Origin of the sequence: Kineosporia corallincola (assembly GCF_018499875.1) — a bacterium.
Taxonomy (GTDB): Bacteria; Actinomycetota; Actinomycetes; order Actinomycetales; family Kineosporiaceae; genus Kineosporia; species Kineosporia corallincola.
Map to the genome: position 1 here is coordinate 180,147 of NZ_JAHBAY010000007.1, position 20,303 is coordinate 200,449.

Here is a 20,303-nt window from a genome sequence, read left to right on the forward strand (position 1 = left end):
CACCCGGGCATGCCGTTCGAGGGGCGGAACGCCCGGCCCAGGCTTAATCTCGGCGTGAGATGGATATCGACGAGAGCTCGAGAAATCCGGGCGCCGACGATCTCGACGGCCTGCCGAATGTCGACGAGGAGGGCGAGAGCGCCCCCGACATCGACCCGGCGCCCGACATCGACGTGCCCGGTGTGGACGAACCCGAGGACCCGGCCACCCGCACCTGGTTCCTGGCGCCGAGTGAGCGCGGCAACCCGTCGTCCACCATTGACCGGGTGCCCCGCGACGACGGCCGCGGCTGGGTCGCCGGCAACCAGGTGCGCCCGCTGATCCACGGGGCGGTCTACTTCCGGCGGCTGCACGAGGAACTCACCGCGCTGAAAGCCGGTGACCGGCTGTACTTCACCGACTGGCGCGGCGACCGGGACGAGAAGCTGCTGCCCGGCGGGCCGGCCGTCGGCGACGTGCTGACCCGCCTGGCCCGCGACGGCGTGGACGTGAGAGGCCTGCTGTGGCGCTCACATTCAGACAGTCTGTGGTTCAGCGCCCAGCAGAACCAGCGTCTGGGCACGGAGATCAACGAGGCGGGCGGCGAGGTGCTGCTCGACCAGCGGGTGCGCCGGTTCGGCGCACACCACCAGAAGCTCTTCGTGATCCGGCACCGCGGCGAACCGGCCCGCGACGTGGCCTTCGTCGGCGGTATCGACCTGTGCTACTCGCGCCGTGACGACGCCGGTCACCAGGGCGACCCGCAGCAGGCGCCGATGGACGCGCGCTACCGGGGCCGGGCGCCCTGGCACGACGCCGCCCTGGAGCTGCGCGGCCCGATCGTCGGTGACCTGCTGCGCACCTTCATCGAGCGCTGGGACGACCCGACCCCGCTGGACCGGCGCACCCCCTACCGGATGGCCGTGCAGCGTCGTGCCCACATGCCCCGGCACCCGCAGAAGCTGCCGGAGTCGTTCCCCGACCCGGAGCCTTCCGGCCGGCACGCCGTGCAGGTTCTGCGCACCTACGGCGCCAAACGGCCACGGTACCCGTTCGCCGAGAACGGCGAGCGCAGCGTGGCCCGGGCCTACGAAAAGGCGTTCCGGAAGGCGAAGAGCCTGATCTACGTGGAGGATCAGTATCTCTGGTCGGAGGTGGTGGCGGCCGGTATCGCCGACGCGCTGCACCGTTCGCCGCAGCTGCGGGTGATCGCGGTGGTGCCGCGGTATCCCGACCAGAACACGCCCGCCAACCGGCTGGGCCAGATCCAGGCCATTCGCCTGCTGAAACAGGCCGCACCGGAACGGTTCGCGGTGTACGACCTGGAGAACACCCAGGGTGTGCCCATTTACGTGCACGCCAAGGTCTGCGTGGTCGACGACGTCTGGATGACCTGTGGCTCCGACAACTTCAACCGCCGTTCGTGGACCAACGACAGCGAACTCACCTGTGCCGTGCTCGATCCGCAGCTGGATTCCCGTGAGCCGCGGGATCTTTCGGCCGACGGCGACGGGGCCCGCCGGCTGCCCCGGGACGTCCGGCTCGCCCTGTGGGCCGAGCACCTGGGGCTACCGGTGGACGACGAGAACCTGCTCGACCCGGTGCGGGCCTTCGACCTGTGGGCCCGCACCGCGAAGGACCTGGACGACTGGCACGCGGCCGGGCGGCAGGGTGAGCGGCCGCCGGGGCACGCCCGGGCGCACCACCCGCAACCCGTCGGCCGGCTCACCCGGCTGTGGGCCGGGCCGTTGTACCGCACCGTGTACGACCCCGACGACCGGCCCCGGCGGCTGCGCCCGAAACCCGAGTTCTAGGAGGAGGGAGTGGTCTGCCGGCGGACCGCCTCGGTCAGCCTGGCCAGGATCGGCACCTGCCCCTTGACCAGTTTGGTGGCCGCGGTCGGCAGGTCGAACCAGCCGGCCCGGTCCATCTCCGGGAACCACTGCACGGTGCCGGAGCCGCGCGGCCACTCCATCTCGAACAGGTTGCTGGAGAACGTGGTGACGTCGTGGTCGCCGTGCACCGCGAAGGTCGTGATCACCTTGCCGCTCGGCTGTTTCGTGTCGCCCAGCTCCAGGTAGGGGCCCTCCGGGGCGGGGGAGCCCAGCTCCTCGTGGAACTCCCGGCGGGCCGCGGTCAGGGCGTCCTCACCGGGCTCGAACAGGCCCTTCGGGATCGACCAGGCATGGTCTTCCTTGTGCGCCCACAACGGCCCGCCCATGTGCGCGATCAGCACCTCGAGATCGCTGTTCGGGTCGAACCGGTACACCAGCATCGCTGCGCTTCTGCTCACCACGGGCGCCATCATGCCCGACCCACCTGGGGCCCTCCCCGGCCCGGGTGTCGTCCGGACGTCTGTTCACCTACGCGCGCACGTACCAGTGCCCCCGCGACACCGTCCGATAACCCAGGCGCTCGTACAGCGGCAGACCGGCCTGCGTGGCCACCAGCACCGAGGCCCGCCCCGGATGGGCGGCGAGGATCGACGTCATCACCGCGGACCCCAGCCCGGCACCACGGTGCCCGGGCAGCGTCGCCAGCCAGAACACGCCGACGGCCGCACCGTCGTCGTAACTCACGGCGGCCGCGGCGGGCTCGCCGTCGCGCCGGGCCAGCCAGGTGGTCCAGCCCGGCTCCCCGAGCACGCTCTTCGGGATCATCCGGCCCGGCGACCACGGCACCAGCTCGGCCCTCGGGAAGCCTTCGACGATCACCCGCTCGGCCTCGTCGAGCTCCCGCGCGACGGTGACCGGCCGCACGTCACCGGCCGTCACCTCGACGTCGCCGGCCGGGCGCAGCATGGTCGGGTACACGTGCACGCTCACGCCGGGCGGAACCCGGACACCCTCCACGCCGTACGGGTCCTCGACCATGGTGCGGTATCCGACCACCGGCGTCCCCAGCAGTTCCTCGATCCGCTCCGGCGGCAGCCGGCGGCGCGGCACGATCTGCGCCCCGCTGGTGGTGCGCCGGGCGAACACGTCCTCGCCGTCGGGCAGCCCCCGCACCGGGAAACCCATGGCGGTCCAGCGGGCGATGCCGTTGGCCACGTAGAGGTCGGTCCCGGTTCCGTCCGTCGTCAGCATGCCCTCTTTCCTATCCCGGCCCTCAACGGTGGACGACGCCGGGTCCGCCCGGTTCGTCGTCGTCCGTGATTCCGGGGCATGATCGGGCGGTGGGCTCGAAGGACTCGAAGGACTCAGGCAACCGTCACGCGGTGCGGCGCCTGGACGCGCGCGCCCGGCGGCAGGTGGCGCAGGGCACGGCCGAGATCGTGCCGGACCCGGACCGGCCGGGGGCGTACACGCTGCTGGTGGAGGGCACCGCCCAGTCGCACGTCGACCTGGCCGACCCGTCCCGGCTGGAGTTCGAGTACATGCGCTGGCTGGGGTTCCTCATCGACCTGGCGGCCGAGCCGGGCCGGCCGGTCAACGTGCTGCACCTGGGCGGGGGAGCCTGGACCCTGCCGCGCTACGTCGCCCACACCCGTCCGGGTTCCCGGCAGCGCGTGGTCGAGATCGACGAGCCGCTGATCGAGTTCGTGCGCGAGCACCTGCCGCTGCCGAGGAACGCCGGGGTGCGGGTGCGGGCCGGTGACGCCCGCGAGGTGCTGACCGGGCTCACCGACGACAGCGTCGACCTGATCATCGTGGACGTGTTCAGCGGCGCCCGGATTCCCGCCCACCTCACCTCGGCCGAGTTCGCCGCCCAGGCGGCCCGGGTGCTGCGGCCCGGCGGGCTGTACACCGCCAACCTGGCCGACGGCCCCGGCCTTCACTTCGCCCGGGCCCAGGTGGCCACCGCCGCAACCGTTTTCGGCGAGACCGCGATCGTTGCCCAGCCGCCCGTGCTGCGTGGCCGGCGCTTCGGCAACCTGGTGCTGGTGGCGGGCAACGGGCCGCTGCCCCTGCGGGTGCTGGCCCGGCGCACGGCGTCCGACGTGTTCGCCGCCCGGGTGCTGGCCGGCTCGGACCTGGAGAAGTTCGTGGCGGGCGCCCAGCCGGTGGCGGACGCCGGCGCCGAGCGCTCACCCGAACCCCCGACCAGCCTGTTCAACGGCTAGAACGGCCTAGAGCGGCTGCCAGGACGGCCGGCTGGCCCAGATGTCGTCGTAGTACTCGCGCAGCTGGAGACGGCTCGCGGCCGGCTCGTCGAGCAGCACGGTGGCGTGCCGGTGCAGTTGCACGATCGAGGCCGGGCAGGAGGCCGACAGCGGCCCCTCCACCGCCCGGGCCACGGCGTCGGCCTTGCCCTCGCCGCTGGCCAGCAGCAGCAGGTGCCGGGAGCGGCCGATCGTGCCCAGGCCCTGGGTGAGCACGTGCCGCGGCACCTCTTCCGGCGAGGAGAAGAATCGCGCATTGTCTTGCCGGGTGCGGGCGTTCAGGGTCTTCGGGCGGGTCAGCGAGGTGAGCGCGGAGCCCGGCTCGTTGAAGGCGATGTGCCCGTTCGAGCCGATCCCGGCGATCTGCACGTCGATGCCACCGGCGTCGAGGATGGCCTGCTCGTAGCGGGCGCACTCGGCCACCGGGTCGGCGGCGGCGCCGTCCGGGCCGTGCACCGCGTCCACCGGGATCTCCAGCGGGTCGGTGACCTCACGCTGGATCACCGCGGCGTAGCGCTCCGGGTGGTCGGCGGGCAGGCCCACGTACTCGTCGAGCATGAAGGCCCGGGCGTGGGCGAAGTCCAGCCCGGCCTCCTTGTGCCGGCGGGTGAGCTCGGCGTAGAGCGGCTCCGGGGTGGAGCCGGTGGCCAGGCCGAGCACCGGGTGCGGCTCGCTGCGCAGCAGGTGCTCGATGATGTCGGCGGCCAGCGACGCGGTGGCGGTGGCGGTGGGCAGGACAATGACTTCCATCGGGTTCCGTTCAGGCGGGTCTCAGGCGGTCTCAGGCGGGCAGGTCTTCGGTCAGGGCGCCGTCGAGCGTGGCCGGGGTGTCGTCGGAGGTGGCCAGGGCGGGGGGCTCGGTGGCCAGCAGCGCTGCGCCGATCGCGGCGACCGGCTGGTCGCGGGGCACCACGGACAGCCGGGCGGACAGGTCCAGCCCGCGCAGGAACGGCGACGAGCCGGCCTGCCGGTCGAGGGCCTTGGCCACCGCGTGCCGCAGCGGCTCGCCGATCTCGGCCACCCCGCCGCCGAGCACGATCAGGTCGACGTCGACGGTGAGGGCCAGCATGCGGGTGGCGTCGGCCAGGTAGCCGGCTACCTCGTCACGCAGTTCCTTCGCCGCCGCGTCCCCGTGGGCGGCGGCGGCGAAGAGGTCCTGCCCGGCGGGCAGTTCGCTGCCCGGGCGAGGGGTCCAGCGGGCGGCGATGGCACTGCCCGAGGCCAGCGCCTCCAGGCAGCCGTGCTGGCCGCAGCCGCAGACCGGGCCGGACGGGTCGATCGGGATGTGGCCGATCTCGCCGGCCGCGCCGTGCGGGCCGCGGCGCAGCCGGCCGTCCAGCACGATGCCCGCCGCGATGCCGGTGCCGATGCTCAGGTAGGCCATGTCGATCCGGCCCAGCCGCAGGTGCGAGGCAGCCCCCAGGGCGGCCGCGTTCACGTCGTTCTCGACCACCACCGGCAGGTCGAGCCGGCGGCCGAGCCGGTCGGCCAGGGCCAGCCCGCCCGGGCCGACCCCGAGGTTGACCGCGTGGGTGATCTTTCCGCGCCGGGCGTCGACCAGGCCAGGGATGCCGATGCCGACGCCGCTGAACACCTCGTGCGGCGCTCCGGCGGAGAGTCCGGCGGTCAGCGCGCCGAGCGCCCGGGCGGCCGTGTCGACCACCCCTTCCGGGCCGAGACCGGTGGCCAGCCGGGTGGATTCGACCACCCGGGGGCGGCCGTCGGGGGCGGAGACATCGACCGCGACCGCCAGCACCTTCGAGCCGCCGATGTCGAGACCCGCCAGCAGGGTGGGCTCACTCACCGCATACCACCCAGAACTTCCGCCGCCGCGCGCAGACTCACCGACGATCCTCCGTACGTCCATATCGCGGCCGCCCCGGGCAGTCCCGTGGGCGAACCATCAGCATCCACCACCGGCCAGCCGGTTTCGACCGTTACCAGATCCGGGCGTGCCCGGGCGATCCGCTCCAACCGGTCGGCCACCCAGGCGTGCCGGTGCGCGTCGCGCACCAGTGCCACCAGGGGCCGGTCACCCACCTCGGCCAGAACGGTCGCCGGGTCGTCGGTGGGTGTGAAAGATCGTTTGTCCGCCCCCTCCAGAAGATCGAGCGGCAAAGTCCACGGTACCTCACCTGCGGCGATCCCAGGAGTGACGTGAAACTCAAGTAGCACAGCGTGTTTCCGGGTGATGAGTTCGTGCGGACCGCGCACGAACAGGGCCCGCCGGGCGGCATCGCGATCGGCGTCCTCGCTGCCGGGCCCGGTCCCGGCCGGCTGCTGCCGGGCGACCAGCGCGTCCACCCGCCCCGCCGCCTCGGCGAGCCGTCGGGCGGGCAGCCTGCCGTCGCCGACCGCGGCCACGATGTCGTCGATCACCCAGGTCAGCACCGCCTCCATCGCGCCCGGCGCGCGCTCCGGGCCGATGCACAGCAGGTCCGCACCGGCCGCCAGGGCGGCCACCGCGGCCCGTCCAGGCCCGCCGTAGGGCTTTGCCACCCCGGCCATGTCGAGGGCGTCGGTGACGATCACCCCGTCGAAACCCAGCTCCCCGCGCAGGATCCCGAGCACGGCCGGACTGGTCGTGGCCGGGTTCGCGGCGTCCACCGCGGCCAGCACCACGTGCGAGGTCATCACCGCCGGCACCCCGGCCGCCACCGCCGCCGCGAACGGCACCAGTTCCCGCTGCCGCACGGTGTCCAGGTCGATGTCCAGTCGTGGCATCGCCAGGTGCGAGTCGGTCACCGTGGCGCCGTGGCCGGGAAAATGCTTGACGCAGGCCGCGACCCCGGCCTGTTCCAGCCCGGCAGCGAACGCCACGGTGTGCCGGGCCACCAGGTCCGGTGTCGCCCCGAAGCTGCGTACCCCGATCACCGGGTTGTCCGGCTCGCAGTTCACGTCGGCGACCGGTCCCAGGTCCAGATCGATCCCGATGCGGCGCAGGCGCTTTCCGATCCCGGCCGCCACCGCGGTGGTCAGCTCCGGGTCGTCCACCGCGCCGAGCACCGCGTGCCCGGCGGTCCGGCCACCACGCACCGCGTCCAGGCGGGTGACGTCGCCGCCCTCCTCGTCGAGCGTCACCAGGCAGCCGGCCGGTGAGCTCTCGTGGATCCGCGCCACGAGGGCCGCGGCCTGATCGTCGTCCCCGGTCAGGTTCGTGCCGAACAGGCACACCGAACCGATGCCCTCACCCAGCCGGAACCGCATCCAGCCAGGCAGTTCCAGGCCGTGGAACGACGGCATCAGCACCCGGTGGGCCTGACGGTGGATCTCGTTCATCCCTTGACAGCTCCTGCCACGAGCCCCTCGGTCATCCGGCTCTGGACCAGCAGGAAGAACACGATCACCGGGATCGCCATCAAGGTCGACCCGGCCATCACCCCGCCCCAGTCGGTGCCCTTGGCGCCCTCGTTGAAGGTCTGGAGCCAGACCGGAAGTGTCTGGTTCTCCGGCTTGTTCATCAGGACCAGCGCGAACGTGAACTCGTTCCAGGCCTGGATGAACGCGAACGTCCCGGTCGCCACCAGTCCCGGCGCCATCAGCGGGAAGGTGATCCGGCGGAACGCCTGGAAACGGCTGCACCCGTCCACCATCGCGGCCTCCTCCAGCTCGACCGGCACCCCGGCGACGAACCCGCGCAGCGTCCAGATCGTGAACGGCAGCACGAACACCAGGTACACCAGGGTCAGGCCGAGCGCGGTGTTCACCAGCTGCCAGCCGTCCAGCACCTTGAACAGCGAGATCACCATCGCCTCGGCCGGCACCATCTGCACGATCAGCACGGTGACCACGAAGCCGGTGCGCCCGCGGAACCGGAACCGGCTCAGCGCCACGGCGGCCAGCAGGGCCAGCACCAGCGCCGCCGCCACGGTGAGCAGCGTGACGGTCAGGCTGTTGCGCAGCGCGTGCAGGAACTCGCCCTGCGCGAAGGCCTTGCGGTAGTTGTTCAGCGTGGCGTTCCAGGGCAGCAGGTGCGGGGTGTCGCTCTGGATGTCGACGCCGCGCTGGAACGAGGTGTTGATCATCCAGTACACCGGGAGGATCGCGATCAGCACCACCACGACCGCGGCCGTGTTCGCCGCCCAGTCACCCACCCGGGGACGCTTTTTCGGCCGGGGTGCCGGGACGCCGGGTCGGGCGGTGGTGCGGGGGACGGCGCTGAGCGTGCTCACAGCTCCTCCTGGCGAGTGATCTGACGCAGATAGAACACCGTGAACCCGAGCGTGATCAGCACCATCACGACCGCCACCGCGGCACCCAGGTCGAACTTGTTCTCGCCGAACGCCACCCGGTACGCGTACACCCCGAGCAGGTTCGTGTCGCGGGAGATGCCGCCGGCCTTCTGGAGCACGTAGATCTGGGTGAACACCCGGAAGTCCCAGAGCACCGACAGCGCGGTCAGGATCAGCACCACCGGCCGCAGGAACGGCATGATCACGTGCCGGAAGCGCTGCCAGGCGTTCGCCCCGTCGAGCTGCGCGGCCTCCAGCACCTCGCCGGGCACCTGGGTGAGACCGGCGTACAGCGTGAACGCCACGAACGGGATGCCCATCCAGACCACGATGATCAGTGCGACGCCGAAGAACGACCACGGGTTCGTCAGCCAGGAGTGGCCGTGGAAGTCGCCGCCCAGGGCGGTGAGAAGCCAGTTCACCAGCCCGTACTGGGTGTCGAACAGCCACTGCCAGACCACCGTCGCCGACAGCGGCGGCATCGCCCAGGCCAGCAGCAGCGACACGATCAGTGCCAGGCGCAGCACCCGGCCCACCCGGCGGGTCAGCAGGGCCACCAGCATGCCCAGCACCATGGTTAGAACAACTGCCGCGAAACAGAATCCGACGGTGCGGTAGAGGACGTGCCAGAACTGGGTGTCCTGGAGAATCGTGGTGTAGTTGGCCGCGCCGACCCAGTCCGGCGGGGCGCCGAACTGCTGCTTCAGGCCGAACTTCTGCATCGAGAGCACGACCAGCCGGGCGAACGGGTAGCCCAGCACCAGGGCGAGCACCAGCGCCGCGGGCAGCAGAAGCGCGTACGGCACCAGGTTCCGGGGCCTGCGCCCCGTCGCGGGCCGGCTCGCGGCCCGCGACGGGGTCAGGGGAGTGAAAGTGGACATTACTGGTTCAGCGCCGACGCGATCGCCTCGTCGGCGGTCTTCGTCTCGGTGGCGATGTCCTTGCCCTGGGCGATGGCGACCAGCATGTCGGGCAGCACCGAGCCGGCCTCCACGCCGGCCCAGTTCTCGCTGGCCGGGGTGAACCGGGTGTTCTCCGCCGCCTCGGCCTGGGCCTTCGCCGCCTCGTCACCCGAGACCTCGCCGAGCAGCGACTTCTTCACCGGCAGCAGGCCGAGATCGGCCAGCTTGGTCTGGTACTCGTCGCCGGACAGGATCTTCAGCAGGCTCAGCGCCAGTTCCGGGTGCTCCGACTTGGCCGACACAGCCAGGTTGGAGCCGCCCAGGAACGACGGCGCCAGGGTGCCCTCGGTTTTGCCGGGCAGGGCGAACGCGCCGATGTCCTTCTCCAGCTTCGGGCAGCCGTCGTCCTCGTTGACGATCTGCCCGACCTTCCAGCCCGGGCCCATCAGCATGCCGATCCTGCCCTTGCAGAAGTCCAGGTAGTCCTTGGACTCGTCGGCGTCCTTCGGGGCGGCCGAGGCGGTGTCCATGATGGTCTTCACCGTGGTCAGGCCCGCCACCGACCCCGGCGTGGAGAGCTGGCCGGTCCACTGCCCGCCGTTCTGCGTGGCGATGTCACCGCCGTTGTCCCAGATGAAAGGCAGTGCGGCGTACCAGTACTTGCCGGGGAAGTAGATCCCGGAGAAGTCTTCGGTGTCGCTGTTCTCCTGCTTCAGCTTCACCCCGGCGTCGACGAATTCCTGCGTGGTGGTGGGAATCTCGATCCCAGCGTCCTTGAAAAGATCCTTACGGTACACCACGATCCGGGCGCCGCCGTAATAGGGCACGCCGTAGAACCGGCCGTCGTAGCTGCCCGACTCGACCAGGCTCTGCACCAGGTCGTCGCCGCCCAGCTCGGCCTTGCGGTCGGTGATGTCGAGCAGCGCCCCGGCCGCCTCGAAGGCCTGCGCCTGGGTGTTGCCCAGCTCCACCACGTCCGGGCTGTCGTTGCTGGACAGCGACGTGGTCAGCTTCTCCACGATGCCGGTCCACTGCTGCCGCTCGAACTCCAGCGTGGAGCCCGGGTTCTGCTTCTCGAACTCGGTCTTGGCGTAGTCGACGAGCTCCTGCGGGGTGTCCTCCCCGTTCAGCCAGAGCCGGATCGTGCCGGTCTGCGCCGCGCCTTCGGTGTCACTGCTTGCGGTGTCGTCGCTGCCGCCCCCACAGGCGGACAGAGCGAGTGCGGTGGCGATACCCACCGCGGCCAGAGCACGGATCTTCACGAGTTCCTCCGAGTGGAACGGTTGCGAAAATGGGTGTGCGGGGCTGACGGCACGGCTCCGGAATCAGATGCCGCACCGCTTCTTTCGAGCAGGTTCGCTAGGAGACGCCGAGTTCGCCGGAGAGCACGAGCACGGCGGATCCGAGCAGGATGCTGTTCTCGTGGAGCGTGGACAGGCGGATGTCGAGGGCCTGGCCGACGACCGGCAGCACCCGCCGCCTCACCGCCGTGGAGGCCGCATCGAGGAGAGCGCCGCCGAGCAGGTCCGGCGGGCCGGTGAGCACGACCTCGCCGAGGTCGAGCGTGCTGATCACGGGGGCGAGCGCGATCCCGAGACTGGTGCCGGCGCCGGCCAGCACCTCCTGCTGCTCGGGGCCGGGCAGTTCGGCCAGCCGTGCGCGCAGCTGCGGCACGGCCAGCAGGCGTTCCAGGCAGCCGGAACGTCCGCAGGCGCAGGGCAGTCCGGGCTCCTCCACGATCAGGTGCCCGATCTCACCGGCGGCGAACCGGTCGCCACGTACCAGGGCGCCGTCGAGCAGAATGCCTGCCCCGACGCCCATTCCGACGGTCAGCACCAGGACCCCACGGCCGGTGGCACCGCCGAAGCTGTGTTCGGCCAGGGCGGCCGCGTTCGCGTCGTTCGCCACGTGGACCGGCCGGCCCAGGCCGTCGCGCAGCACCTCGGCCAGCGGCATGCCGGACCAGCCCAGGTTGGGGGCGTTCAGCACCACGCCGTCCGGGTTCACCACGCCCGGGCTGCCCACCCCGATGCCCAGCACCGGCCGTTCCGCCTGGTCCATCAGGTCACGCGCCAGATCGGTGACGGCCTGCGCGGCGGCCTCGCCGGTGCGGCCCCGCCGGGGGATCTCGCTGGTGCTCAGCACGGTGCCGACCAGGTCGACCACGGCACCCCGGAACGAGGTGTCGCGAGACAGGTCGAGGCTCACGATGTGGGCGGCCGAGGGATCGAAACCGACCAGCGTGGCGGGCTTTCCGACCCGGGCGCCGGCGCGGGTGCCGAGTTCGACGGCCAGTCCCTCGGCGATCAGCTCACTCACCAGCGCCCCGATCGTCACCGGGGTGAGCGAGGTGACCCGCGCCAGGTCGGCCCGGCTCTGCGGGCCGTCGCTGTACAGCGACTGGAGCACCAGGGACCGGTTGTAGACGCGGGCCTGGCCAGGCATGACCTTGGTGGTCGGGCGGAGGGCCCGGCCGGGGGTGGCTGGCATTTTTTTAGTGAAGCGTCTTTATAAAACGGCGTCAAGGGTGCGCCGAGCACGTAACGCGTTCGTCATGGGTGTTTCGGTGCGGGAGGACCGGGGCAAAGGTACAGCCCGTGACCGGTCGCGGGGAGCGGTCACGGGCTGTTCTTCGGGGTTGTTCCGCCGACTGCCCCGCCGGCTGTTCCGTCAATGGTGGACGACGACCGGGCCGCGACCGGCGCGGCCGCCGTCCACCGGGAGACGGCCGGTCAGAGCGCGGCCCGGACGGCGTCCTCCAGTGAGGTGGTGGGGCGCCCGAGGAGCCGGGACAGGTCACCGGTGCCGACGTGCAGCTCGCCGTCGCGGATGGCGCGGTCGACGTCCGCCAGGATCTGCGGCAGCGGGGCCGGGAGACCCACACCGGCCAGGATCTCGGCGAAGGTGTCGGTGGGAACGTCGTTGTAGACCACCGGCTTCCCGGTCTGCCGGCTCACCTCGGCCGCCAGCTCGGACAGCGTGAACGACTCGTCGCCGCCCATCTCGTACACCTCGCCGCCGCCGGCGTTCAGCAGCGCGGCCACGTCGGCCCCGGCGAAGTCGGCGCGCGTCGCGGCGCTGATCCGGCCACCGCCCGCGGCCCCGGTGACCGCGCCCTGCTCCAGGTAGACCGGGATCTGGGCGGTGTAGTTCTCGAAGTACCAGCCGTGGCGCAGCAGCACCGTGGGCAGGCCGGAGGCCTTGAGCGCGGCCTCGGTGGCCAGGTGGTCGGAGGCCAGCTTCATCGTGGTGGTGCCGGCGTTCGCGATGCCGGTGTAGGCGATCAGCCCGACCTTGGCGGCCTTCGCGGCGTCGATCACGTTCTTGTGCTGGGGGATGCGCCGGCCGGGCTCGCTGCCGGAGACGAACAGCACCCGGTCGGCACCGTCGAAGGCGGCTGCCAGGGTCTGCGGCTGGTCGTAGTCGACGGTCTGCACCCGCACGCCGCTCGCGGCCAGCTCCGACAGCTTCTCCGGGTTGCGGCCACCGGCCACGATGTCGCCCGGCGTGACCCCCTTGGCCAGCAGGTCCTGGATGACGAGCCGGCCGAGCTGTCCGGTGGCGGCGGTGACGACGATGGTCATGATCTCCCTCTCGATAGCTGCTTGCCCCTGGGTCAAGGAAGCTTCTGCCAGCATGCTTCCCGATCGAAAGTACCCACTTTGAAGTAAGGTACTGGCCACGCGGAAAGTATTGAGGTGAGCGCGCCGTGACGATTCAGCCGGAACTCGAACTCGCAGAGATGTTTCCCGACGGCACCTTCCCGTCGGACTGTCCCAGCCGGGTGGTGCTCGACCACATCACCAGCAAGTGGGGCGTGCTGATCCTGGTCGGCCTGTCCGGCCGCACCCTGCGCTGGGGCGAGCTGCGCCGGGTGGTGCAGGGCATCAGCGAGAAGATGCTGGCGCAGTCGCTGAAGACCCTGGAGGCCGACGGCCTGGTGCGGCGCGAGGCGCTGCCGGTGATCCCGCCGCACGTGGAATACAGCCTGACCCCGCTGGGTGAGGAACTGGTCGGCCTGCTCCGGCCCCTGCTCACCTGGACCGCCCGCAACGCCGACCGGATGCTCGCCCGGCGCTAGGGTTGCGAGATGCCCGGAACGGGCAGTTGGTTCGGTGGAGAGGGATGGACCTTTGAGCGAGATCTCGGTCGTTCTGGAGCGTGACGTCGTGGCCCCGCCCGACGCCACCTTCGACGCGCTGGCCGACTACACGATCATGCGGCCCAAGCTGCTGCCGGAGCAGATCACCGGTTACAAGGTGACCGCGGGCGGCACCGGCGAGGGCACGCACGTCACCTACGATCTGCACGCCACCAAGAAGCGCACCCGGCACGTCGAGGCCGTGGTCAGCGAGCCGCCGGCCGGGCAGCAGCTGCTGGAGTCCGACACCGGTTCCACGTTGCGCGTGCTCTGGGACGTCGCGGCCGCGCCCGGTGGCAGCAAGGTCACGGTGAAGATCAGCTGGCAGGGCGCCGGCGGTGTGAAGGGCTTCTTCGAGCGCACTTTCGCCCCGGGCGGCATCCGGCGCATCTACGGCGCCGAGCTCGACCGGCTCCAGCAGCAGATCGCCGAAGACCCGGAGTGACGCCTCGCGGCCACATCTGACGGCGCCCGGTCCGGCCCGAGCCGGTGCCGGTCGTCGTGTCGTTCCTGCTGGCCGACGACCCCGGTGCGCGGTAGGTTCGCCGGAGGTGAACGGTTCTGCGAGATTGACGTCACGAGACCACGGACGGGGTACGACGATGAGCGAGACCACCAACTACCAGGCCACTTTCGACCTGATCGACGTCGACCACGACGGCCTGATCTCGGCCGCCGAGCTGAAGAACCTGATGGCCGCGCTCGGCGGCGAGGTCAGCGACGAGATGGCCGAGCACGCTGTGCAGGTCATCGACACCGACGGCGACGGGCTGGTCTCGCTGCCGGAACTGGCGGACTACCTGAGCGAGAACTCCTCGCCGCAGCAGTAGCGGCCGGTGACACGACGAAGGGCGACTCGCTCACGCGGGTCGCCCTTCGTCGTCTGTGGTCTCAGCCTGTCTGCGGACTAGGCGGCCTGCGCCTGCGCCTGGGCCTGCCGCAGGTTGGTCAGCACGGTGTCGAGCACCGGCTGATAGGTCTGCGGGTCGACGTCGGCCAGCGAGCTGACGATCACCGCCACCTCTTCGAGAGACACCACGGCACCGGCGATCTCGCCCGCCCGCACCTGGAGTGTGGCCAGGTTGTTCAGCGACACGGCCAGCGCCTCACGGTGCTGGTCCGGGTCTTTCGCCGCCAGTTGCCGCACGATGGTGACGGCCTCGGCCATCGACGTCAGGCCCTCCGCCTGCTCGCCCAGCCGGAACCGGATGGTGGCCAGCCCGCTGAGCGCACCGGCGGCCGGCAGCATCGCCTGCTCGGGCACCACGGTCTGGAGGAAGGTGTACACCTCCACCGCCTCCTCGGCGGCCTCCAGCGCGGCCTTGTCGTCACCGGCGGCCGCGTGCTGGTCGGACATCGCGGTCAGGGCCAGGGCGAGGTTCGGCATACCGACCGCCGTGTCCTGCTCCGACACCGTGCGCCAGATGTCCGCGGCCTCGGTGATGGCTGCCAGCGCCGCTGTCGCGTCGTCGGTGGCGGCCAGCACCAGGCTCTTGCTGTAGAGCGCATTGGCCAGGGCGTTGCGCGACTCCGCGTCGTCCTTGCCGTGCTCACGGCGTATTTCGACGGCTTCGTCGATCGCTGCCAGGGCGGCTTGCGCCTCCCCGGCCTCGGCGAGCTCGGCGAAGCGCTCTTCCAGGGTCATGGCCTGCTCGAGGTCCCGCTTGCTCAACGGCCCGGCTCCTTACTGCCTGACTGATCTTCAGGAATGCACCGTAGCGGGCCAGACGGGACGAGTGCTAAAAAGTCGACGCTGAGTAGCGAATTACCCACTCAGCGATGGACTTTGAACACCCAGGTGCGCAGCAGCGTGAAGCGCAGGAAGGTGGCCAGCGCACTGGCCAGCACCAGCACGGTGACCTCGACGAAGTAGTGGTCGACGGAGCCGAGCAGGGCCAGTGAGCCGCTGGTCAGGAGCAGGGTGAGGGCGAAGATCGCCAGCCCCTGCACCTGGTGGCGCAGCCACTGGTCGGGCCCGTGCACCCCGAAGGTCAGGCTTCGGTTGGCCGCGGTGTTGCCGATCGTGGTGATCAGCAGTGCCACGATGTTCGCGGCCTGGGCCCCCATCCCGTACCGCAACAGGGCGTAGATGATGGCGTAGGCCACGGTGCTGACCAGGCCGACCGTCGCGAACCGGATGAGCTGGCCGGTCAGGCCCGGCGGCACGCCGTCCGGGTCGACGGCGCGGCCGGTCGCCGAGATCTGGCCCTGGCCGGCGGCCGCGGCGCGCCGGGCGGCGGGGCTCAGCTCCGCCCGGATGTCGGCGATCGGCAGCTCGCCGCGGGTCAGGGCCCGGGCCACCCGGGCCACACCCTTGAGGTCGGCGGTGGCGGTGGCGACGATGTCGACGCGGCTGTCCGGGTCGTCCACCCAGTCCACCGGCACCTCGTGGATGCGCAGGCCGCTGCGCTCGGCGAGCACCAGCAGCTCGGTGTCGAAGAACCAGCCGGTGTCTTCCACCAGGGGCAGCAGGCGCTTGGCCACATCACCCCGGATCGCCTTGAAACCGCACTGCGCGTCGGTGAATCCGGCGGCCAGGGTGCCGCGCAGGATCAGGTTGTAGCAGCGCGAGATGATCTCCCGCTTGGTGCCGCGCACCACCCGCGAACCCTTGGCCAGGCGGCTGCCGATGGCCAGCTCGGAGTGCCCGGACAGCAGCGGCGCGACCAGGGGGAGCAGGGCGGTGAGGTCGGTCGAGAGATCGACGTCCATGTAGGCGAGCACGGCGGCGTCGGACGCGGACCAGACCGCGCGCAGCGCCCGGCCGCGGCCCTTCTGGTCCAGGTGCACCGCCTCGACCTCGGGATACCGCGCGGCCAGCCGGGTGGCGACCTCGAAAGTGCTGTCGACGCTGGCGTTGTCGGCGATGGTGATGCGGAAGCGGTAGGGGAAGTTGTAGGCCAGGTAGGCGTGCAGCCGCTCGACGCAGGGCTCGAGTCCGGCTTCCTCGTTGTACACCGGGACGACGACGTCCAGGGCGGGTACGGGGAGCGGCTGGTGCGGGGCTCCCGCCGGGTTGGGCTGGGTTTCCTGTGCGGCCTGGGCGTCAGGGCCAGGCGTGGTCTGGATCGCCGTCATGGTGGCAACCTTGTCGGCCGTCTCTGGCACGCGGGTGCACTCCGGCTAAGCGTCTGCTGTGAGCCTTTTCCCGGTGGCTCCCGGGCCCGCTCCGCCGTTCGGGTGAACCGGTTAACTTCGCACGCTCGCCGTGCTCGAACATACGTTCGACATCGGCTACCTTGGAGGTGGGTCGAGGTTCCGAAATGTCGTTTTTGTGAAACTGGAGATGCGTCATGCCCAGCGTGCCTCGCATTCGCCGTGCGATCCCGCACGGCGCCGTGCACCGCCTCGAACTCGGCGAGGGCCTTCCCGTGGTGGCCCTGATCCGCTGGCACCACGGCGTCAACCGCACCGTGCCGGCCACCGCCACCGCCTGGACCCGGGAGGCCGTGGAGATCAGCTGGGAGCCGGACATCGGGGCGGGCCTGCGCACCGACTGGATCGCGGCCACCGACGTCACCCGTGAGATCGACCTGCCCACGCTGGCCGACGACGTGGTGCTGCCGCCGCACACCGTCTCCGGCGAGTCCCGGCGCCGGTGGTGACGCTCCTGTCACGCTCCCGGTGACGCCCGGGCGACGGGGTGCGGACGAGGGTGGAGCCATCGACCGGCGACGGCTTGGAGGCCTTTCCCGATGTTCAGGCACACCCAGCAGACCCAGTACAACTGCACGCCCGACCAGCCGGACCCGCTGTACGCGATGAAGCTCCAGGAGCTCATCGGCGGCGCCTACGGCGAACTGACCGTCGCACTCCAGTACCTGTTCCAGGGCTGGAACACCCGGGTTCCGGGCAAGTACAAGGACCTCATCCTCGACACCGCCACCGAGGAGCTCGGGCACGTCGAGATGATCTCGATCATGATCGCCCGGTTGCTGGAAGGCGCTCCCTCGGAGCAGATCTCGGCGGCGGCCGCGGCCAACCCGGCGCTCGCCGCGGTGCTCGGCGGGCAGAACCCGCAGCACGCCATCGTCGGCGGTGGTGGTGCACTGGCGGCCGACAGTGCCGGCTACCCGTGGAACGGCAAGTACATCGTCGCCAGCGGCAATCTGCTGGCCGACTTCCACGCCAACGCCGCGGCCGAGATGCAGGGCCGGCTCCAGACCGCCCGGCTGTACAACATGACCGAGGACAAGGGCGTGCGCGACATGCTCCGGTTCAACCTCGCCCGCGACACGGCGCACCAGAACCAGTGGCTCGCCGCCATCCAGAAGCTGAAGGAGGACGGCCTGGAAGACCTTCCGGTGCCGATCAAGTTCGGCACGGACACCGAGTACGACGAGCACAGCTACGAGGTCTGGGGTCTGTCCGACGGTGTCGACGGCCCGTCGGCGCTGCCGGCGACCGCCCCCGACGGGCGCGGCGAGTTCACCTACCTCCAGGACCCGGCGCCGCTCGGGCCGGTGCCCGGCGTGCCGGCGGCCGACCCGCTGCTGTACGCGACGACCGGCGAGGGCAGCCGGGAGGTGGCCGGTGGCACCGCCCCGGCCAGTGGCGGCGGCGGGCTGATGGACAAGGCCAAGGAGGCACTGACCGGGACCGCCCCGGGCACCCACACCAAGAGCAGCTGAGACCTCTGAGTGCCGGGACGCCCGCGGGCGTCCCGGCACTGAGCCCGTTCACCTCCGGAGGCCCGATGCTCATCCGCCCCGCAAACCCCACGGCCACGCCCGTCACCGTCGCGGACGTCCACCCGGCCTTCTTCCGCCCGCTGCTGCGTGAGGCCCCGACCGGCCCCGCGACCGAGCGTCCGCCCGGCCCCGCGGCCGAGCCCGCGGCCGAGCCCGCGGCCGAGCCCCTGGTCAGGTCGCCCCGGCCGCCCGCCACCGCTCGGGCCCGCCGCGTGCTGCCCCTGCTCGGCCCGGCGTTCATCGCCGCCATCGCCTACATCGATCCCGGCAACTTCGCCACGAACATCGGCGGCGGAGCCACTTTCGGCTACACCCTGATCTGGGTGGTGGTGCTGGCCAACCTGATGGCCATGCTGGTGCAGTACCTCTCGGCCAAACTCGGCCTGGCCACCGGCCGCGACCTGGCCCGGTTGTGCGGTGAGCGCACCCGGGGCCCGGCCCGGCTGTTCATGTGGGCGCAGGCCGAACTGGTCGCGATGGCGACCGACCTGGCCGAGTTCGTCGGCGCGGCCGTGGCTCTGCACCTGCTCTTCGGCATCGACCCGCTGCCGGCCGGTGGCCTCACCGCGGTGGTCTCGTTCGGTGTGCTGGAGCTGCGCCGTCGCGGACGCCGGCCGTTCGAGATCGTGATCGTGGCCTTCCTGGCCGTCGTCGTCCTCGGTTTCGGATACCAGGTGATGATCGCCCGGCCGGACGCCCTCGCGCTGGCCGGCGGCCTGGTGCCGCGTTTCCAGGGGACCGGGAGTCTGCTGCTGGCCAGCGGAATCATCGGCGCGACGGTGATGCCGCACGCCGTCTACATCCATTCCTCGATGACGGCCGGCCTGGTCGCACCCGGTGCCGCCGGCCCCGCCCGCCGCGATCTGCTGCGGGCCCAGCGGGTGGATGTGCTGATCGCCCTCGGCCTGGCCGGACTGGCCAACATCGCGATGATGGCGACCGCCGCCGCGCTGCTGCACGGCCGAGGACTCGACGTCACCGGGCTCGAGGACGCCCACGCCGCGCTGGGTCTGATCGCCGGCGGGACGGTCGCGGCGGTGTTCGCGGTGGCGCTGCTGGCCTCCGGGTTCTCCTCCTCCAGCGTGGGCACCTGCGCCGGTGACGTGGTGATGAGGGGTTATCTGTCGCGCCGGGTGCCGACCGCGGTGCGCCGTGCCGTCACGATGATCCCGGCGCTGTGGCTGCTGGGGGCCGGTGCCGACACCGGCGCGGCGCTGGTGCTGAGCCAGGTGGTGCTCTCGTTCGGGATCCCGTTCACGCTGGCGCCGCTGGTGGTGTTCACCTCCCGCCGCTCGATCATGGGGGAGTACGTGAACCGGCCGGTCACCACCGTCTGCGCGGGCGTCGTCATGGCCCTGATCGTGGTGCTGAACTGCTGGCTCGTCGTCGCGACCGTGGCCGGCTGAGGACATGCCCCGCTGCGAGGTCTGCCGGCGCGGTCCCGGGGTGCTCGTGCTGCGGGTCTGGCCGGAGGAAGACGGCCTGCGGGCCCGGATCCTGGGCGACGACGGCCGAGAGGTCGTCGCCCAGGGGACCGAGGCCATCTGCGCCGAGGTGCGGCGCTGGCTGGACGGATGCTGAGGGTGCTCAGTCCTCGGGGCGTTCCAGCAGCGGGCGGACCAGCTGCCGCAGTGCGGTGGAGGGCGCGATACCCAGCTCGCTCCGCAGCAGACGGCGGTACAGGTCGTACTGCCGCAACGCCTCGGCGGCGTTCCCCTCGGTCAGGTGCACCTCGATCGCCAGTCGATGTGCGCTCTCCCGCAGCGGTTCCCCGGAAAGTGCCGCGAGAGCGGCCTGCATCGCCTCGCCGAAACGCCGCTGGGACCTGAGCTGTTCCCCCAGCCGCTCCAGGGCATGCAGCCGGGCCTGCCGGTACCGCTCTCGTTCCAGCAGCACCCAGTCCTCGTCCCAGAACGGCAACAGGTCGGACCGCCAGCTTTCCGGCGTGGAGGTCGTTGTCCCCGAGGATTTCTCGATGAGATGTTCGGCATGGTGCAGGTCGACGTGCAGATCACCGGCCAGCTCCATCCGGGCTCCGGCGGATCGCACCAGGTGGCGGCCCTGCGGGCGGGGCAGCCGGCTGATGGCGGCCCGGAGGTTGGCGGCGGCGCGGGCCCCCGGGCTCTCCGGCCACAGGGTGCCGGCCAGAGTCGGCCTGCTCACCGCGTCACGTGAAATCGCGAGAAAGGCAAGGATTTTCTGGCCGCAGTGCCGGATCGGCACGCTCTGCGGACCGGCGGACAGGTCGAAGTCGCC

The 20,303-nt window shown here is 71.3% G+C and carries 22 protein-coding genes; 9 read left to right on the forward strand and 13 right to left on the reverse strand.

Translation table 11 applies throughout. From position 1 onward, the window contains the following. Nucleotides 1-59: 59 nt before the first annotated feature. On the forward strand, nucleotides 60-1,793 hold the full coding sequence (locus KIH74_RS18290) for a phospholipase D family protein (RefSeq protein ID WP_214157186.1): 1,734 nt from the start codon (nucleotides 60-62) through the stop codon (nucleotides 1,791-1,793). Here KIH74_RS18290 and KIH74_RS18295 read toward each other — a convergent pair. After that, on the reverse strand, nucleotides 1,790-2,272 hold the full coding sequence (locus tag KIH74_RS18295; protein WP_308113876.1) for an NUDIX hydrolase: 483 nt from the start codon (nucleotides 2,270-2,272) through the stop codon (nucleotides 1,790-1,792). The genes KIH74_RS18290 and KIH74_RS18295 overlap by 4 nt on opposite strands. A 70-nt stretch (nucleotides 2,273-2,342) precedes the next feature. Continuing rightward, nucleotides 2,343-3,065 (reverse strand): GNAT family N-acetyltransferase, encoded by a 723-nt coding sequence (locus tag KIH74_RS18300; protein ID WP_214157187.1) that lies wholly within the window; start codon nucleotides 3,063-3,065, stop codon nucleotides 2,343-2,345. Between the two features lie 89 nt (nucleotides 3,066-3,154). Here KIH74_RS18300 and KIH74_RS18305 point away from each other — a divergent pair, with 89 nt between their 5' ends. Beyond that, complete coding sequence (locus KIH74_RS18305) at nucleotides 3,155-4,042, forward strand: spermidine synthase (protein WP_214157188.1); 888 nt, start codon at nucleotides 3,155-3,157, stop codon at nucleotides 4,040-4,042. 6 nt (nucleotides 4,043-4,048) lie between these two features. Here KIH74_RS18305 and nagB read toward each other — a convergent pair whose 3' ends face one another. The 8 genes from nagB to KIH74_RS18345 all read right to left on the reverse strand — a co-directional run bounded on the left by nagB (nucleotide 4,049) and on the right by KIH74_RS18345 (nucleotide 12,799). Further along, a complete protein-coding gene (gene nagB, locus KIH74_RS18310) occupies nucleotides 4,049-4,831 on the reverse strand; it encodes a glucosamine-6-phosphate deaminase (RefSeq protein ID WP_214157189.1) in 783 nt (260 codons plus the stop codon). Nucleotides 4,832-4,862: 31 nt separating this feature from the next. Next, the gene (locus tag KIH74_RS18315; RefSeq protein ID WP_214157190.1) at nucleotides 4,863-5,885 is read right to left on the reverse strand and encodes an ROK family protein; all 1,023 of its coding nucleotides are present in this window, start codon (nucleotides 5,883-5,885) and stop codon (nucleotides 4,863-4,865) included. Continuing rightward, nucleotides 5,882-7,360 (reverse strand): glycoside hydrolase family 3 N-terminal domain-containing protein, encoded by a 1,479-nt coding sequence (locus KIH74_RS18320; RefSeq protein WP_214157191.1) that lies wholly within the window; start codon nucleotides 7,358-7,360, stop codon nucleotides 5,882-5,884. The genes KIH74_RS18315 and KIH74_RS18320 overlap by 4 nt, the downstream gene beginning before the upstream one ends. After that, entirely contained in the window at nucleotides 7,357-8,253 is an 897-nt protein-coding gene (locus KIH74_RS18325; protein WP_308113877.1) for a carbohydrate ABC transporter permease, read from the reverse strand. Before KIH74_RS18325 ends, KIH74_RS18320 begins: the two co-directional genes overlap by 4 nt. Further along, nucleotides 8,250-9,119: a carbohydrate ABC transporter permease gene (locus KIH74_RS18330; protein ID WP_214157192.1), complete on the reverse strand. Its 870-nt coding sequence runs from the start codon at nucleotides 9,117-9,119 to the stop codon at nucleotides 8,250-8,252. Before KIH74_RS18330 ends, KIH74_RS18325 begins: the two co-directional genes overlap by 4 nt. A gap of 74 nt (nucleotides 9,120-9,193) precedes the next feature. Beyond that, nucleotides 9,194-10,477, reverse strand: coding sequence for a sugar ABC transporter substrate-binding protein (locus tag KIH74_RS18335; protein ID WP_214157193.1), 1,284 nt, complete (start codon nucleotides 10,475-10,477; stop codon nucleotides 9,194-9,196). A gap of 97 nt (nucleotides 10,478-10,574) precedes the next feature. After that, on the reverse strand, nucleotides 10,575-11,705 hold the full coding sequence (locus tag KIH74_RS18340; RefSeq protein WP_214157194.1) for an ROK family protein: 1,131 nt from the start codon (nucleotides 11,703-11,705) through the stop codon (nucleotides 10,575-10,577). Nucleotides 11,706-11,947: 242 nt separating this feature from the next. Continuing rightward, nucleotides 11,948-12,799: an SDR family oxidoreductase gene (locus tag KIH74_RS18345; RefSeq protein ID WP_246572612.1), complete on the reverse strand. Its 852-nt coding sequence runs from the start codon at nucleotides 12,797-12,799 to the stop codon at nucleotides 11,948-11,950. Between the two features lie 158 nt (nucleotides 12,800-12,957). Here KIH74_RS18345 and KIH74_RS18350 point away from each other — a divergent pair, with 158 nt between their 5' ends. The 3 genes from KIH74_RS18350 to KIH74_RS18360 all read left to right on the forward strand — a co-directional run bounded on the left by KIH74_RS18350 (nucleotide 12,958) and on the right by KIH74_RS18360 (nucleotide 14,186). Further along, nucleotides 12,958-13,296, forward strand: a complete 339-nt coding sequence (locus KIH74_RS18350) for a winged helix-turn-helix transcriptional regulator (RefSeq protein ID WP_214157411.1) — start codon at nucleotides 12,958-12,960, stop codon at nucleotides 13,294-13,296. 52 nt (nucleotides 13,297-13,348) lie between these two features. Continuing rightward, nucleotides 13,349-13,801, forward strand: a complete 453-nt coding sequence (locus tag KIH74_RS18355; protein WP_214157195.1) for an SRPBCC family protein — start codon at nucleotides 13,349-13,351, stop codon at nucleotides 13,799-13,801. Between the two features lie 157 nt (nucleotides 13,802-13,958). Then, nucleotides 13,959-14,186: an EF-hand domain-containing protein gene (locus KIH74_RS18360; RefSeq protein WP_214157196.1), complete on the forward strand. Its 228-nt coding sequence runs from the start codon at nucleotides 13,959-13,961 to the stop codon at nucleotides 14,184-14,186. 77 nt (nucleotides 14,187-14,263) lie between these two features. Here KIH74_RS18360 and KIH74_RS18365 read toward each other — a convergent pair whose 3' ends face one another. Both KIH74_RS18365 and KIH74_RS18370 read right to left on the reverse strand, forming a co-directional pair. Beyond that, entirely contained in the window at nucleotides 14,264-15,028 is a 765-nt protein-coding gene (locus KIH74_RS18365; protein WP_214157197.1) for a tetratricopeptide repeat protein, read from the reverse strand. Nucleotides 15,029-15,129: 101 nt separating this feature from the next. Beyond that, a complete protein-coding gene (locus KIH74_RS18370) occupies nucleotides 15,130-16,434 on the reverse strand; it encodes a bifunctional glycosyltransferase family 2/GtrA family protein (RefSeq protein WP_214157198.1) in 1,305 nt (434 codons plus the stop codon). A gap of 215 nt (nucleotides 16,435-16,649) precedes the next feature. On the opposite strand from KIH74_RS18370, the gene KIH74_RS18375 reads away from it, so the two are divergent. The 4 genes from KIH74_RS18375 to KIH74_RS18390 all read left to right on the forward strand — a co-directional run bounded on the left by KIH74_RS18375 (nucleotide 16,650) and on the right by KIH74_RS18390 (nucleotide 19,628). After that, entirely contained in the window at nucleotides 16,650-16,961 is a 312-nt protein-coding gene (locus KIH74_RS18375; RefSeq protein WP_214157199.1) for a hypothetical protein, read from the forward strand. Nucleotides 16,962-17,051: 90 nt separating this feature from the next. Then, nucleotides 17,052-17,987: a manganese catalase gene (locus tag KIH74_RS18380; protein ID WP_214157200.1), complete on the forward strand. Its 936-nt coding sequence runs from the start codon at nucleotides 17,052-17,054 to the stop codon at nucleotides 17,985-17,987. A gap of 65 nt (nucleotides 17,988-18,052) precedes the next feature. Next, a complete protein-coding gene (locus KIH74_RS18385; RefSeq protein ID WP_214157201.1) occupies nucleotides 18,053-19,453 on the forward strand; it encodes an Nramp family divalent metal transporter in 1,401 nt (466 codons plus the stop codon). A gap of 4 nt (nucleotides 19,454-19,457) precedes the next feature. Next, nucleotides 19,458-19,628 carry a hypothetical protein gene (locus tag KIH74_RS18390; protein WP_214157202.1) on the forward strand — a complete coding sequence of 57 codons (171 nt, stop codon included), beginning with the start codon at nucleotides 19,458-19,460 and terminating at the stop codon, nucleotides 19,626-19,628. 6 nt (nucleotides 19,629-19,634) lie between these two features. On the opposite strand, the gene KIH74_RS18395 is transcribed toward KIH74_RS18390, so the two are convergent. Next, nucleotides 19,635-20,210 (reverse strand): AfsR/SARP family transcriptional regulator, encoded by a 576-nt coding sequence (locus tag KIH74_RS18395; RefSeq protein WP_214157203.1) that lies wholly within the window; start codon nucleotides 20,208-20,210, stop codon nucleotides 19,635-19,637. Nucleotides 20,211-20,303: the final 93 nt, after the last annotated feature.

Bases quoted from the DNA above. Each gene is read 5' to 3' on its own strand.
- KIH74_RS18290 (WP_214157186.1), top strand. From the start codon at position 60: ATGGATATCGACGAGAGCTCGAGAAATCCGGGCGCCGACGATCTCGAC.
- KIH74_RS18300 (WP_214157187.1), bottom strand. From the start codon at position 3,065: ATGCTGACGACGGACGGAACCGGGACCGACCTCTACGTGGCCAACGGC.
- nagB (WP_214157189.1), bottom strand. From the start codon at position 4,831: ATGGAAGTCATTGTCCTGCCCACCGCCACCGCCACCGCGTCGCTGGCC.
- KIH74_RS18320 (WP_214157191.1), bottom strand. From the start codon at position 7,360: ATGAACGAGATCCACCGTCAGGCCCACCGGGTGCTGATGCCGTCGTTC.
- KIH74_RS18340 (WP_214157194.1), bottom strand. From the start codon at position 11,705: ATGCCAGCCACCCCCGGCCGGGCCCTCCGCCCGACCACCAAGGTCATG.
- KIH74_RS18345 (WP_246572612.1), bottom strand. From the start codon at position 12,799: ATGACCATCGTCGTCACCGCCGCCACCGGACAGCTCGGCCGGCTCGTC.
- KIH74_RS18350 (WP_214157411.1), top strand. From the start codon at position 12,958: ATGTTTCCCGACGGCACCTTCCCGTCGGACTGTCCCAGCCGGGTGGTG.
- KIH74_RS18360 (WP_214157196.1), top strand. From the start codon at position 13,959: ATGAGCGAGACCACCAACTACCAGGCCACTTTCGACCTGATCGACGTC.
- KIH74_RS18370 (WP_214157198.1), bottom strand. From the start codon at position 16,434: ATGACGGCGATCCAGACCACGCCTGGCCCTGACGCCCAGGCCGCACAG.
- KIH74_RS18375 (WP_214157199.1), top strand. From the start codon at position 16,650: ATGCCCAGCGTGCCTCGCATTCGCCGTGCGATCCCGCACGGCGCCGTG.
- KIH74_RS18380 (WP_214157200.1), top strand. From the start codon at position 17,052: ATGTTCAGGCACACCCAGCAGACCCAGTACAACTGCACGCCCGACCAG.
- KIH74_RS18385 (WP_214157201.1), top strand. From the start codon at position 18,053: ATGCTCATCCGCCCCGCAAACCCCACGGCCACGCCCGTCACCGTCGCG.
- KIH74_RS18390 (WP_214157202.1), top strand. From the start codon at position 19,458: ATGCCCCGCTGCGAGGTCTGCCGGCGCGGTCCCGGGGTGCTCGTGCTG.